This is a genomic window from Bacillota bacterium (genome assembly GCA_013314855.1).
Taxonomy (GTDB): Bacteria; Bacillota; Clostridia; order Acetivibrionales; family DUMC01; genus Ch48.
On the sequence record JABUEW010000036.1, the window covers coordinates 19,806 to 34,515 of the forward strand.

At 33.5% G+C, this 14,710-nt stretch carries 16 protein-coding genes; 12 read left to right on the forward strand and 4 right to left on the reverse strand.

The genetic code is table 11. The features are described 5' to 3' along the window. Positions 1–25 precede the first annotated feature (25 nt). From HPY74_08250 to HPY74_08260, 3 genes are all read left to right on the forward strand, one after another. Positions 26–550 carry a hypothetical protein gene (locus HPY74_08250; GenBank protein ID NSW90651.1) on the forward strand — a complete coding sequence of 175 codons (525 nt, stop codon included), beginning with the start codon at positions 26–28 and terminating at the stop codon, positions 548–550. A 95-nt stretch (positions 551–645) separates the two neighbouring features. Then, on the forward strand, positions 646–1,677 hold the full coding sequence (locus tag HPY74_08255; protein ID NSW90652.1) for an N-acetylmuramoyl-L-alanine amidase: 1,032 nt from the start codon (positions 646–648) through the stop codon (positions 1,675–1,677). A gap of 35 nt (positions 1,678–1,712) precedes the next feature. Next, on the forward strand, positions 1,713–2,126 hold the full coding sequence (locus HPY74_08260; protein ID NSW90653.1) for a DUF3842 family protein: 414 nt from the start codon (positions 1,713–1,715) through the stop codon (positions 2,124–2,126). Positions 2,127–2,177: 51 nt separating this feature from the next. Here the strand turns inward: HPY74_08260 and HPY74_08265 are convergent, their stop codons facing one another. The 3 genes from HPY74_08265 to HPY74_08275 are packed head-to-tail and all read right to left on the reverse strand — an operon-like array spanning position 2,178 to position 3,321. Then, on the reverse strand, positions 2,178–2,783 hold the full coding sequence (locus HPY74_08265; protein NSW90654.1) for a manganese catalase family protein: 606 nt from the start codon (positions 2,781–2,783) through the stop codon (positions 2,178–2,180). Between the two features lie 3 nt (positions 2,784–2,786). Beyond that, the gene (locus tag HPY74_08270) at positions 2,787–3,068 is read right to left on the reverse strand and encodes a spore coat protein CotJB (GenBank protein NSW90655.1); all 282 of its coding nucleotides are present in this window, start codon (positions 3,066–3,068) and stop codon (positions 2,787–2,789) included. Beyond that, entirely contained in the window at positions 3,055–3,321 is a 267-nt protein-coding gene (locus HPY74_08275) for a spore coat associated protein CotJA (GenBank protein ID NSW90656.1), read from the reverse strand. The genes HPY74_08270 and HPY74_08275 overlap by 14 nt, the downstream gene beginning before the upstream one ends. A 358-nt stretch (positions 3,322–3,679) precedes the next feature. Here HPY74_08275 and rpsO point away from each other — a divergent pair, with 358 nt between their 5' ends. The 8 genes from rpsO to HPY74_08315 all read left to right on the forward strand — a co-directional run bounded on the left by rpsO (position 3,680) and on the right by HPY74_08315 (position 11,677). Continuing rightward, on the forward strand, positions 3,680–3,943 hold the full coding sequence (gene rpsO / locus HPY74_08280; protein NSW90657.1) for a 30S ribosomal protein S15: 264 nt from the start codon (positions 3,680–3,682) through the stop codon (positions 3,941–3,943). Between the two features lie 261 nt (positions 3,944–4,204). Continuing rightward, complete coding sequence (locus tag HPY74_08285) at positions 4,205–6,325, forward strand: polyribonucleotide nucleotidyltransferase (protein ID NSW90658.1); 2,121 nt, start codon at positions 4,205–4,207, stop codon at positions 6,323–6,325. Then, positions 6,319–7,578, forward strand: a complete 1,260-nt coding sequence (locus HPY74_08290) for an insulinase family protein (protein NSW90659.1) — start codon at positions 6,319–6,321, stop codon at positions 7,576–7,578. Before HPY74_08285 ends, HPY74_08290 begins: the two co-directional genes overlap by 7 nt. 197 nt (positions 7,579–7,775) lie before the next feature. Then, positions 7,776–8,648, forward strand: coding sequence for a dipicolinate synthase subunit DpsA (gene dpsA, locus HPY74_08295; GenBank protein ID NSW90660.1), 873 nt, complete (start codon positions 7,776–7,778; stop codon positions 8,646–8,648). Positions 8,649–8,651: 3 nt separating this feature from the next. Then, positions 8,652–9,230 (forward strand): dipicolinate synthase subunit B, encoded by a 579-nt coding sequence (locus HPY74_08300; protein ID NSW90661.1) that lies wholly within the window; start codon positions 8,652–8,654, stop codon positions 9,228–9,230. 296 nt (positions 9,231–9,526) lie between these two features. Next, positions 9,527–9,799 carry a CopG family transcriptional regulator gene (locus HPY74_08305; GenBank protein ID NSW90662.1) on the forward strand — a complete coding sequence of 91 codons (273 nt, stop codon included), beginning with the start codon at positions 9,527–9,529 and terminating at the stop codon, positions 9,797–9,799. Between the two features lie 71 nt (positions 9,800–9,870). Further along, positions 9,871–10,428 (forward strand): ECF transporter S component, encoded by a 558-nt coding sequence (locus tag HPY74_08310; GenBank protein ID NSW90663.1) that lies wholly within the window; start codon positions 9,871–9,873, stop codon positions 10,426–10,428. Between the two features lie 82 nt (positions 10,429–10,510). Beyond that, on the forward strand, positions 10,511–11,677 hold the full coding sequence (locus tag HPY74_08315) for an aminotransferase class V-fold PLP-dependent enzyme (GenBank protein NSW90664.1): 1,167 nt from the start codon (positions 10,511–10,513) through the stop codon (positions 11,675–11,677). Here the strand turns inward: HPY74_08315 and HPY74_08320 are convergent. Beyond that, positions 11,654–13,804 (reverse strand): PAS domain S-box protein, encoded by a 2,151-nt coding sequence (locus tag HPY74_08320; protein NSW90665.1) that lies wholly within the window; start codon positions 13,802–13,804, stop codon positions 11,654–11,656. The two genes, HPY74_08315 and HPY74_08320, sit on opposite strands and share 24 nt — an antisense overlap. Positions 13,805–14,310: 506 nt before the next feature. Here HPY74_08320 and HPY74_08325 point away from each other — a divergent pair. After that, the gene (locus tag HPY74_08325; GenBank protein NSW90666.1) at positions 14,311–14,493 is read left to right on the forward strand and encodes a hypothetical protein; all 183 of its coding nucleotides are present in this window, start codon (positions 14,311–14,313) and stop codon (positions 14,491–14,493) included. The last annotated feature ends 217 nt before the right edge of the window (positions 14,494–14,710 follow it).

The window sequence follows — 14,710 nt, forward strand, 5'->3', positions numbered from 1 at the left end:
TCTTTTAATGATTAGAGGGGTTTGTATGGCATATAATAATACAAAGAAATTTGCTCTAAATGGAATTTTGGCGGCAATTGCCATTATGTGCTTGCTTTTAGCAACGATAATGCCTACAAGCAAGTTATCTTTTTATGTCCTAAGTTCATTTTTTGTTTCTATAATTATAATGGAATATGGCACAGGGTCAGGGTGGGTTTTTTATATCCTTACGAACTTGTTAGCTTTTATTATAATCCCAAATAAAATTAGAATTATACCTTATAGTGTGTTTTTTGGAGTTTACGGTATTATTAAATATTACATTGAAAAAATAGATAAAATTGTTTTGGAATATATTTTAAAGATTATTTATTTTAATGTTTGTATGACTGGAGCGATAGTACTATTTAAGGAAATTGTTGCTGGTGGTACAGGTATAGTAAATATAAAGTTTCCGTTATGGGCAGGCCTAGTACTCTTAGAAGCCATATTTGTATTATATGATTATGTATATACATTATTTATTCAATACTATAAGGAAAAGTTAAGACGATTTTTGAAAATTTAATATACCTCCCAGAATTGATTGGTAGAAATTACAAAGAGGATTTTTAAGTTTACATGTAGAAATATTATGTAAACTATATAATTATGGGAGGTAGTATGAAAAAAATAGTATTATCAATTATTCTCAGTTTTATTTTTATCTTATTTACAGCTTTTGCCTATGCATTTACGCCGGAAACTAATGCGGTAATAGCAAACGTAAATATTTTTGTTAAAGGCAACAGGATTACTTTAGAAAGAGAACCGGTGGCTATTAACGGCAGGATTTTGGCACCAGCTAGAACTGTATTCGAAAATATTGGGGCTAGGGTAGACTGGTACCCGGAAAAAGGCAGTTTTAATATAATCAAAGGTAATACAGTCATAAGTATGGCAATAGGGCAAACAAATGCAAAGGTAAATAATGTTTCAACCCAATTGGAGATACCCCCGATACTTGTAAGGGGTACCGTAATGGTACCTGTAAGATTTGTTGCGGAGACTTTAAATACTCCAGTAAGCTGGGATGGTGACAATAGGGCTGTCCATGTAGGTGAAAGAACCAGTAATGTAAATATTTCAAGAGGAGGAAGACAATATGTAGTTGTAATTGACCCTGGGCATGGAGGAAATGAACCTGGTGCAGTTTATGGCGGAATAAAAGAAAAGAATCTTAATTTAGATATTGCAAGGAAACTGCAGGCACTTTTAAAAGCAGAAGGAATAACCGTATATATGACAAGAAGTGATGACAGTTATGTGGGACTTTCCCAAAGATCCGCCCTTGCAAACAGGGTTAATGTGGATATGCTTATAAGCATACATAATAATGCTTATAAAAATAGTTCGGTAACAGGAACAATGACCCTTTATTATCCTTATTCGGGAGTAAATAAGGATGGTCTGTCAAGCAAAACTCTTGCATCGATTGTGCAAAATGAAATGTCAAAATTGTTGGGGTCAAGGAATATTGGTATTGTGCCTCGTAGCGACCTTACAGTGCTTCGTGCATCGAGGGTTCCTGCCGTAATTGTTGAAGTGGGCTATATGTCTAATTATAATGAATTGAGCAAGTTAAAATCCGATTCATATAGGCAAAAAGCTGCAGAAGCTATTAAAAAAGCCATATTGAAGGCATTGAACCGATAATGTGGCAAAAAACATTTATAAATGGAGGAAGTAGTATGAGAATTGCCGTTATTGACGGGCAAGGAGGCGGAATAGGAAAGGCTATAGTTGAAAGATTGAGAAAAGAATTGCCCGAAACAGTAAAAATAATTGCATTGGGTACCAATTCAGCGGCTACTGTGCTTATGTTAAAGGCCGGTGCAGATGAAGGAGCTACCGGAGAAAATGCCATAGTTTTTAATTCTACAAAAGTTGACATAATCACAGGCCCAATTGGAATAATTTTGGCAAACTCAATGATGGGTGAGTTTACCCCCAAAATGGCAGAAGCTATTGCAACAAGTCCTGCAATAAAAATATTGATACCTTTAAATAAATGCGGTATTGAGATTGTAGGTATTAAAAATGAAACAATACCTCAACATATTGATAGTGCAGTACTAAAGATAAAAGAGTATTGCATGAATTAAAATACCCGCCATTAAAATGGCGGGTATTTTATAAGGCGTCGTTAAGTTCTATTATTTTCCTTCTGCTTTGGGAAATTTCTCAACGTGGAAATACTTCTGGCTATCCAAGTATTCCTGCACAATCCTTAAAGTTTCTCCAAACCGCTGAAAATGGACTACTTCTCTTTCTCTTAGAAATCTTAAAGGATCAATTACATCGGGGTCATCTGCCAAATTAATAAGCCATTCATAAGTGGAACGTGCTTTTTGTTCTGCTGCCATATCTTCATGCAGGTCAGTTATAGGGTCACCTTTAGATTGGATATATGCAGCAGTAAATGGTACACCTGCTGCACTCAACGGGTATACTGCTTTATCATGGTCTGCATAATATGAACCTAAATCCTCTGCTTTAATTTCTTCAATACTCGCACCTTCAATTAATTGACGTACCATTGTACCTACTATTTCCAGATGGGCAAGTTCTTCAGTGCCTATATCATTTAATACTGCTCTTGCTTGAGGTGTAACCATAGAAAATCTTTGGCTCAAGTATCTTAATGATGCAGCCAGCTCTCCATCTGGTCCTCCATATTGAGTTATTATATATTTTGCCATCTTTGGGTTGGGGGTTTTTATCTTTACCGGATATTCAAGTTTCTTTTCATAAATCCACATATTTTACAACTCCTCTCCTGACATTCTAAAGTTGAACTGGTAGTTCCAAGGCCATGGATCGTTTATCCACTGCCATGGATATTTGCTTACCGACCTGTAAGAACATAGAGGCCCATACATATTTTCATAAGTTTGGCGTAACATTCGAGCTTGGCTTACAATTGAGTTATATTTCATAAGAGCATTTCTGTCACATGGATGTGTATCAAGATATAATTGAAGATCTACTGCCATAAAATCCAGGGCCATTATTTTCTTTAAAAGAGCTTGTTTATTTAGATTCATGGTTACATTCCTCCCTCAATGGCATTATTTTAGGTTTTAGCGTTTTTTTAATTACGTAAGGCTGGTAAAGCTCGGGAAAAGCAGTTCCAGCATGCAAAGCTTCTTCAGGAGGATATAAAGTACAGATTCTTTGGTATGGGACATATGCCCTTGCTAACTTTACGTTACTTATAACTGTTTCTTGAGGAATACACGGTTGAGGATAGCATAAGTTATTGGCATTTAAATAATTTTCAGGTACCCATGGCATCATGGGTGCGTTTAAATCTTCAACGAAACTTGTTTGCATAACAACAACCTCCTTAAAACATGGGTCATATTATTAAAGCAATAATATATTTCACTATACATAATATTCGAATTATGTTAAATTGGTACTATTGAAAGGGCGCATTTTATTTTTTTTTGAAGAAAATGCTTCCAGTAACTAAATGCTCCTTCCAGCATTTTTTCAAAATTAAAAAATGAAGCCAAAACTTAACTAGTTCTTGACTTGAAATTGAATGGTTGGTAAAATATATTTGATATTAGGGAATTAACCATTTGCTTTGTTGCCGGAGAACTCCGGCCGGTTACAAGGCTTGTGGGGATTTATTAAAGGAGGTTTTTTTATGCAAAAGGAATTAAAGCAGGAAATTATTAGCAAGTATAGGCTTCATGAAAATGATACCGGTTCGCCGGAAGTGCAGATTGCGCTTCTTACAGAAAGGATAAATCATTTGAATGAGCACCTTAAAATTCACAAAAAGGACCACCACTCAAGAAGGGGCCTTTTAAAGATGGTAGGACAAAGAAGAGGACTTCTTAACTACCTGCAAAGAACAGATGTTGAACGTTACCGTGCAATTGTCGAAAAACTTAATCTTAGAAAATAATAGTGAGCGGTATCCCGCTCATTATTTTTGCTAATGTAAAAATAATAAATGTAAATAATAATATTAATATAATATTAATCATTAAATTAAAGCTGCAGATTAATTATATTAAAAAGTGGCAGAAACAGGGAACAGAGACCAAAGATCAGATAATTGAATCTTTGCGGAAATTGTAAATATCTGGTTTATGGTGTCCGTTTTCTGTTTTCTGTCAATAAAATTTGATCTGTAGCAATTTACTAAAGGAGGCAGTATTTAATAATGTACAAAACTTTTAAAATGGAGTTGGCAGGAAGAGAGCTTATAATTGAAACGGGCAAGTATGCTCAACTTGCAAATGGAGCTGTATTAGTAAGATATGGAGATACCGTTGTCCTTTCTACTGCTACAGCATCAACGGAACCACGGGAAGGGATAGACTTTTTCCCTTTAAGTGTTGATTATGAAGAAAGGTTATATGCAGTAGGTAAAATTCCTGGAGGGTTCATTAAAAGAGAAGGAAAGCCCTCTGAAAAAGCCATATTGACAGCAAGGGTTATAGACCGTCCTATAAGGCCCTTATTTCCTAAAGATTTAAGAAATGATGTATCGGTTATCAATACTGTACTTTCTGTAGATCAGGATAATTCACCTGAAATAGCTTCAATGATAGGTACGTCAGCAGCACTTTCAATTTCCGATATACCTTTCAACGGACCCATTGGAGGTGTTGTCCTTGGGTTAGTAGACGATAAAGTAATAATTAATCCAAACACTAAGCAAAGGGAAAAAAGCCAGATGTATGTGACCCTCGCCGGCACAAAAGAAAAAATTATAATGATTGAAGCAGGGGCTAATGAAATTCCGGAAGATATTATGCTCAGTGCTATAAAGGAAGGGCATAAAGAGATCAAAAAAATTGTAGAGTTTATCGAGGGGATAGTTGCTGAAGTAGGAAAGCCAAAATTTGAATACCAATCTTTTGAGGTACCTGAAGAAATATTTAATGCTGTAAAGGAATTTGCCCATGACCGAGTTAAAGAATCTTTGCTTTCAGCAGATAAACAGGTTAGGGAGGATAATGTTTCTCAGTTGAGAAATGAGATAATACAACATTTTTCTGAAATTTATCCTGAAATGGAGACAACTATATCAGAAGCTGTATATAAACTGGAAAGAAAAATAGTTAGAGACTTGATATTGAAAGAAGGCAGAAGAGTTGACGGTAGGAAGTTGGATGAAATAAGGCCCATGTATGCAGAAGTGGGATTATTGCCTAGAACTCATGGCTCCGGTTTTTTTCAGAGAGGTCAGACGCAAGTCCTTACTACCTTGACTCTTGGAGCATTGGGAGAAGTCCAAGTTCTTGATGGTGTTGACCTTGAAGAAGAAAAAAGGTATATGCACCACTACAATTTTCCATCTTTTAGTGTGGGAGAAGCAAAGCCCTCCAGAGGACCGGGTAGAAGGGAAATAGGCCACGGGGCATTGGCAGAGAAGGCATTAGAACCTGTTATACCAAGTGAAGAAGAATTTCCTTATGCCATAAGGCTGGTATCAGAAGTGCTTATGTCTAACGGTTCAACATCCCAGGCCAGTGTTTGTGGAAGCACTTTGGCATTAATGGATGCAGGTGTGCCAATTAAAAGCCCTGTTGCTGGAATTTCAGCAGGTCTGGTAGTTGATGAAAATAAGCCTGAGAATTTTATTGTAATAATGGATATACAAGGAATAGAAGATTTTTATGGAGATATGGACTTTAAAGTAGCAGGGACAAAAAAGGGAATAACAGCTATTCAAGTAGATATAAAAATTGACGGACTTACTGAAGAAATAATAAGACAGGCTTTTGAAATGACTAGAAAAGGCAGATATCAAATTCTTGATGAAGTTATATTAAAAACAATACCTGAACCAAGAAAAGAGCTTTCAACTTACGCACCAAAAATACTGATGACCAATATTGACCCGGAAAAAATCAGAGATGTCATTGGACCAGGCGGAAAAATGATAAATAAAATCATTGCCGACACGGGGGTAAAAATTGATATAGAAGATGATGGAAGAGTATATGTAGCTACTTCAGATGCTCAGTTAGGTGCTAAAGCCATAAGAATAATTGAGGGCCTTGGTAAAGAAGTAGAACCCGGTCAGGTATACCTGGGTAAAGTAATAAGAATTTTACCTTTTGGTGCTTTTGTTGAATTTTTACCCGGCAAGGAGGGTTTGGTCCATATATCCAAGCTTGACAAAAAAAGAGTTGCAAGAGTAGAAGATATTGTAAATATTGGAGATGAAATATTAGTTAAAGTTATGGAAATAGACAAACAAGGTAGAATAAACTTGTCCCGTAAAGATGCTTTGTTAGATGAAGAGTATAAGGATAGGGAACATAAATGCTGAAAAAATTTACATTGGATAATGGAGTCAGAGTTGTTTATGAAAAAATACCATATTTAAGGTCGGTATCCATTGGTATATGGGTTGGTACAGGGTCAAGAAACGAAAATATAACAAATAATGGGATATCCCACTTTATAGAACACATGCTCTTTAAAGGGACCAAAAATAGGACTGCAAAGGCTATTGCTGGCTGTATCGATAGTATAGGGGGTCAATTAAACGCGTTTACAGGGAAAGAGTATACTTGCTACTATGCAAAAACCCTGGATTCCCATATTGAAATAGCTGTAGATTTACTATGGGACATGTTTTTTAATTCTATATTTAATGATAAAGATATTGCTGTAGAGAAACAGGTTATAACGGAAGAAATCAACATGTACGAAGATACACCTGAAGAGCTTGTGCATGACGTGTTATCCGAAACAATATGGAATGGAGATCCTCTTGGATATCCTATATTGGGCACATATAAATGTCTTGAAAATCTAAATAAGGAAATGATAAAAGACTATATTTATAAAAATTATACCTGTTCAAATACTGTAATTGCGGTAGCAGGTAATTTTGACGAAAACAAATTGTTTGATTTGATTAATAAATACTTTAGTCCTTGGAAAAGTGAACATCAGAAAGTAAATTTATATAATCCGGTAGAGTTTATACCGGATTTCAAAATAAAGAAAAAAGAAACGGAGCAGATACATTTATGCATAGGTTTTAAGGGAATTGAACACGGAAATGATGATATTTATCCCCTGCTTATTATAAATAATATACTTGGTGGAGGTATGAGTTCCAGGCTCTTTCAAAAAATTAGGGAAGAAAAGGGACTGGTATATTCTATTTACTCATACCCTTCTTCATATAAAAACACAGGCTTATTTACCATATATGCAGGCATGAACCCTGAACAGGTTAAATTAGTAGTAAAGTTGATTATGGAGGAAGTGGAAAATATTATCATAAAAGGTATCGATGAGTTTGAATTAAGTAAATCGAAAGAACAACTAAAAGGCAACTACATGTTGGGGCTTGAAAGTACTAACAGCAGAATGAATAGTATTGGTAAATCCGAAGTACTTCTCGGGTATATACATACACATGAGGAAGTACTGGAAAAAATCGATAAAGTTAATATAGATATGGTTAACAAAGTTATAAGACAAGTATTTAATTTTGACAAAGTAAGCCTTGCGGCAGTTGGCGGGGTTAAGGAAGATATTGACCTAAAAGCCCTTATACGGACTTAAGATAACAAAGCAAATTTGCTTTGCTGAAAAAATATAAATATCCTGCTTTTTCTAAAAGCAGGATATTTTTTTACAAAAACTACTATTGACTAATCGGGCAATAAGTATGAGTATATACAAGCACTAATATAACTTACGTATCATAAGATATAATAGTTATGTAGCTTGGATAAACTAAAAGGAGGAATTATATGAATATTAAAATTAAAAGATTTGCAGTTATCGGTGGAGATCTCAGGAGTCTTAAGCTGGCTGATTTAATAAAGGAAGACGGTAATAATGTAAGCATTTATGGATTTAATAATACTAAAGTTAAATTAGCAGTTGAAATAACGGAAAATCTACATAAAGCTATTGACCAAAATGATGTTGTCATTGCTCCGTTACCATGCTCTAATGATGACGAAACAATTAATGCGCCATTTTCTACAGAAAAAATATATATAAACGATGTTTTTAGAATGATGGACAAAAAACAGCTTTTTATTGCCGGGAGGATAAGTAGTAAAATAGCCCACCTTGCACAGGTCTATAATGTTTATTCCATAGATATACTTGATAGAGAAGAGATGGCTGTTTTAAATGCAATACCTACTGCCGAAGGTGCAATTCAAATTGCAATGGAGGAATTACCAATTACATTACATAGTTCAAATGCATTAATATTAGGGTTTGGCAGAATAGGCAAAATACTTGCAAAAATGTTGCATGGCATAGGTGTAAATGTATATGTTGAAGCAAGGAAATATTCGGATATTGCTTGGATAAAGAGTTATGGCTATAAACCAATATTTATTAATGAATTAGGAAATTATGTTTCCCTAATGGATGTAATCTTTAATACTATACCGGCATTAATCTTAAATGAGGAATTGCTAAAGAAAATTAACAAGGATTGTCTGATTATTGATCTGGCATCCAAACCGGGTGGAGTTGATTTTGAAAAGGCACGGCTTATGGGCTTAAAGGTTAATTGGGCATTATCATTACCTGGAAAAGTTGCTCCTGTTACTGCAGCTAAATTTATAAAAGATACTATTTATAATATTCTGGATGAATTGGGGGTGTAAAAAATGCTTTTTGACGGAATAAAAGTGGGGTTTGCTTTAACAGGGTCATTTTGCAAAATAGATGATGTTTTTCCTGAAATTGAAAAATTGATAAAAGAAGGAGCTACAGTTTATCCGATAATTTCGGGTTCAATAAATAATAATGACACAAGGTTTGGCAGAGCGGAAGATACTAAACTGAAATTAGAGGTTTTAACAGGAAATAAAATAATATCAACGTTGGTAGAAGCAGAACCAATAGGACCTAAATCTTTACTGGATATTTTGGTGGTTGCGCCTTGCACGGGGAATACTTTGAGCAAACTGGCCAATGGTATTACAGATACTGCAGTAACCATGGCGGTAAAGGCTCACCTGAGGAATCAGAAGCCTGTAGTTATCGCAATTTCAACAAATGATGGGCTTGGAGCCAACGCAAAAAACATTGGGCTGTTGATTAACACAAAGAACATATACTTTGTTCCTTTTGGCCAGGATGACCCCGTGAAGAAATGCAACTCATTGGTGTCAAAGATGGATATGATAGTGCCGACAATGGTGGAGGCGTTGAAAGGAAAGCAGATACAGCCTGTGTTGGTTTAAGTAAATCTATATCCTTCAATCTAAATCTATATCCTTCCTTTCAACATTTTCTTAACTTGAATTAAATGCGCCAAGCATTAGGTTGCCGGTAAACTTAAATTCCGGCAGCCTTTATTTTATATTTAATCGCTCTAAAACATTTTTTCTATGTGTGATCGATACCAAAAATGAAATTTCAGTTATATTTTAAAAATATTTTTTATTTTTACTATTTTAAAACTAAAAAATTGACATTATAATAAATTTAAGTACATTTAAAGTAAATCATAGTATCATATTTAGAGAGGGGTTATATAATGGTAAATAAAATAGTGTCAGAAGAAAAAAAGAACAGGATAGCTGTAGTAGGTATTGCCGTGAGTAACCGTGAAGAGACAGCTGCCATGGTTAATGAAGTTTTAAGCAGTTTTGGAAATATAATTGTAGGAAGAATGGGAATACCTTATAGAGAGCAGGGTATTTCGATAATATCTATAATTATTGACGGTACTAATGACGAAATTGGTGCAATTACAGGAAAATTGGGTAATATTAATGGTATAAAAGTAAAAGTAGCTATGCTGGTATAGTGCTGTAAGATAGTTACTTGCATAAATACTGAAAGTATTTAATATCAACATTAAACATAGGAGTGATATAAATGAACAATATAAAGACTAAATATATTACAAGGACAGCCATATTACTTGCTTTAACTGTTGTATTCCAAATGCTGGGAAGGTATACCAAATTAGGACCAAACAGCAATTTTGTCGTAGGTCCCTTAGTTAATGCCTGCCTTTTAATCGCAACATCAGCAGCCGGTTTATGGGGAGGGACGGCAGTATCAGTATTTTCCCCATTTGGAGCAATTATAACAGGCGCAGTTGTACCCATACCTTTTCTTCCTTTTATTGCTGCCGGCAATTTATTATTAGTGTCTGCCTTTTATTTCTCTACAAAAAATAATAGATTTAAGCCTCTACTTAAAGACGCAGGTAAGTATGTTGGAATTTTATTAGGAGCTGTTTTGAAATTTTTGTTTCTTTATATGTCAGTAACAGTATTTTTAAGATTTTATAATGTGCCGCCCAAATTGCATGAGGTTATGTCCTTTTCTTTTGGATGGCCACAGTTGGTAACAGCGATTATAGGAGGCGTTATTGCTGTAATTCTTATAAAGGTCCTTGAACAAAATAAAATTATTAGGACTGAATAACTCATTAGCGAAAATTAATTGCATTGTATACACATAATGCTGCATATTATATATTATGATTTAAAAATTCGGGTGATGAGCTATATATAACAATGTAGTTTATTTGGATAATGCTGCCACTTCATTCCCCAAACCTTGTAAGGTTTATGAGGAAATGCACAGATGTTTGAGGTATTATTGTGCAAATCCGGGGAGAAGCGGTCACCAAATGTCAATTGATTCTGAAAATGTTGTATATGAGACAAGAGAAATTATCTGCAGCTTTTTTAATATAGAAAATCCTTTACAGCTTTGTTTTACAAAAAATGCGACAGAGGCATTAAATATTGTAATAAAAGGAATACTAAAACCAAATGAACATGTAATTACAACAAGTATGGAACACAATTCTATATTAAGGCCCCTAAAATATCTTGAAAGACATAACGGAATTGAAGTTACTATTGTTTGGGGAAATAAATTTGGAGAAATTGATCCGGATTCTATAAAACGAAGCATAAAAAATAATACTTCTTTAATTGTCTCAACCCTGTCTTCAAATGTAAATGGAACAATACTTCCTATTGAAGAAATAGGGAAAATCTCAAAGGAACATGGTTTATTGTTTTTGCTGGATTCTGCTCAGGGAGCAGGAAGTATAAATATTGACGTTAAAAAGATGAATATAGATTTCCTAGCATTTCCGGGACATAAAGGATTGTTGGGGCCGCCGGGAACAGGTGGCCTTTATATAAGAGAGGGGATTAATATAAATCCTTTGTTGCATGGTGGTACGGGAAGCAATTCAAAAAATCCGGATCAACCTGAAATAATGCCTGATTTGCTTGAGAGCGGCACATTAAATCTACCCGGTATTGTAGGATTAGGCACAGGAGTGAGGTTTATTAATAATTTTGGCCTGGCAAATATTGCGTATTACAAACAAATGTTGTTAAAGAGATTTTATGAAGGCATAAGGGATATCAGGGGAATTAAGGTGTACAGCCTTATAGAAAGTGGGAAAAACTCCGGTATATTGGCTATAAATTTTGGTGAATTTGATTCTTCCGAAATTGTAGATATTCTTAATGTACAATATGGTATAGCATCAAGAGGCGGTTTTCACTGTGCGCCCCTTGCGCATGAAACATTGGGTACAGGGACACAAGGAGTTGTCCGTTTTAGTTTAGGGTGTTTTAACACGATAGAAGAAATTGACTATACTATTAAAGCGTTAAGGACTATTTCAAGTAGACTTTTCCGGGAATAGCCTATAAGAAGCCTCCTGTTCTTTATGAATTGATTTACATGGAAGAAATATTGTAAATTTAGTACCCTTGTCAAGTTCACTTTCAACAACAATTTTTCCGTTATGCTCCTCAATTATTCTATAACATGTATTCAGTCCCAATCCTGTACCACATTCTTTGGTAGTGTAAAAGGGTGTGCCCAGTTTTGATAAATCCTCTTTAGATAACCCTTTTCCATTATCGGATATTGTAAACACCATTTCTTTACATGAATCTGATATTGAGGTAGAGATTACAAGCAATGGTGATTCAGTATCAGCCATTGCTTCTATGGCATTTTTGGCCATATTAAGGATTACCTGTTTAATTTGTAATTCATCAGCATATATAGGTTTTTCATATTCAGTAAGATTGAATTCCACTTTAACTCCGTTAATAAATGACGGACTTTCCAACATATATTTAATTGATAATATTATATTATTTAAGAAAACAACTTTAAAATTTTGGGGACTGGGCTTTGCAAAAGCTAAAAATTCCGTTATTATCCTGTTTACTTCCGAAGTAATATCATCGACTCTTTTTATTGTGTTTTTTACGTAATCATTATCTGTTTTAAGGTAGATTAACTGGCAATAACCCTTTATTGATGCCAACATATTTTTTGTTTCATGGACAATTCCGGAACCAAGCTGGCCAATTATGGCAAGCTTTTCTTGATGCTGTATATTTTGCTGCTCCTGTTTTAATAAGGTAATATCTGACCCTGTTATAATATAACCGTTATTTTTACCTTCTATGTCTTTAACAGAAGTGAATTGAAACACAAGATGCTTTTTTGTCCCATCTACAGAATTTATTGTTACCTCACGGGTTTTAAAACAACCATTTATATATTTTCTGCTTATGGATGTTGTCTTGTTAAACCTTAAATTCAAAATTTTACAAAGTTCTTTTGTTGTCATGCCTATAGCATTATTTGGTTTTATTCCCGTTACTTCCTGAAATAACCTGTTACATGAAATAATTCTGTTGTTTTTATCAACCATAACTACAAAGCTATCAATAGAATTTAGAATATGGGTTGTTTGTAATTTAACCTTTTCAATTTCTAGTGAATTATCATCACTTGACAACATCAGCAAAAAATTATTGTTATTGAGGCTGTAATATTTGACTGATAATATAATTTTTTCGCCATTACGGTTAATAATACTTATTATATCAGTTTTTTTCGATGCTAGCTTTGTATAAATATTTTCCATATTTATTAAAGGTATAATTGGGATTAGGTTAATATCGGTAATTTTGAATCTCTGAACTATAGATTCAATATGTAACCCATGAATCTCTTCCGATTTGTAACCAATTATCTTTTCTAGCCCTTTATTTATAAATATTAATCTAAAGTCTTTATTAAAAAGTGCTATACCTGAAGGGTATATATTTAAGATATCTTTAATATGTTCCTCATGTTCCTCGAGGGGTTCATCAAGGTTATTGTTAATATTTTTAAATTTATCTGCTGAAATTCCTTTAAAGAAATAAAAATAAGAAATGGTTTTTAGCACATATCCCAACATATAGAAATATGGGATAGAAAATATTTCAAGGGAAATACAGATTTCATTGGCTACAGAAGCCAAAAGGCCTGAAAAAATATACTTATAATAGGGCAGTTCTTTATATTTAGAATTTCTCATTACTGTATAAATGCAAGGTAATAATAAAAATATAATAATAATATTTATTATTATATACGTTATGATATTGATTTTTTTCCCTGGAGTTTCATAAGAGGTAGCTAAACCGCTAAAAATTGCCGGAAAAATATAGACAGAAGATGATATTGAAATTGAAACAAATATTGTTATAAACAAAAGGGTCAACTTATTAAATTTATAGGGTATAATACCTGTAAAACTTATAAATAATAATGAGGCTTTAGCTAATCTTCCAGTTATTTTGTAAATTGATGCCAAGTCTACGTATTTAGTATATAAAGTAGATATAAGATTTGGTTCAAAGTAGAAATATAAAAACAATATACTATTAAAAATGATAATAAGTGAGCCAATACCAATACTATTTATTTCCTGATTATTTGTTGGGTAAGTATACCATACCAAGAAAAATATTGTTGTCAATAAACCTGTACAAAGAATTTCCGATGCTAGTGTATAAAACTTAATAATATTAAATTGAAGTGTTAATAAACTTAGGATGAGGGCACATAATGTACAACCTATAAGAATTAATAGATAGTTTACAACTATTTTATCCGGTGTAATGTTGGGTAATAAATTTCTTTTTGTATTTATTTGCAACAAATAAAACACCAGCCTTTAGTAAAACTTATATGAAAATATAAGTTTGTATGAATTAGAGGGATTACATAGAAATTATATTGTAAAATCAAGGAAAATACAAGGTTTTTCGTAGAACAAATTATGTAATATTCCGAGGGGATTTGACAATGTTAACGCTTTTTAAACGCTAAATAAATGGAGTTAAAAATATTTCCATATATTACCTTGTGTATTGACTTTTATATACATAGGTGGTAACATATACATTACCCTAATATTATTATGTTCATCTATTAGAAAATTTATATATTTTTTGGAAAGGTATGGTTTTAGTGGAGGCAGAGATGATTACCCAATTTTGTAAAACCATTTTAAAGTTATTACTCAATAAATATAGGGATGGAGGTATTACTAAAGAAACTTTAAAGAAGAATGTAGACTTAAAAGTAAATTATTTACTTGCCCATAATAAAGAGAATCCGGATGTAAAAGCTTTAATTGATGAAATATTAAAAGAGTGTATGTAAGCCAAAGCTTTCAACCGTTAACTATTCAATATTATTTTTATTAAATCATTTCCATTATTCTTGGTAGTAAATTCTTTGTTTTCCGACAATGGGCGCATTTTTTATATATGACCCATATAATGACAGAAACATTGCGGAAGGTCTCGTAGAGCCTGTTAATCCGACGAGGGATAAGCAAATCAACTGTATGAGCAAAATAATTACATTGATGTGCTAT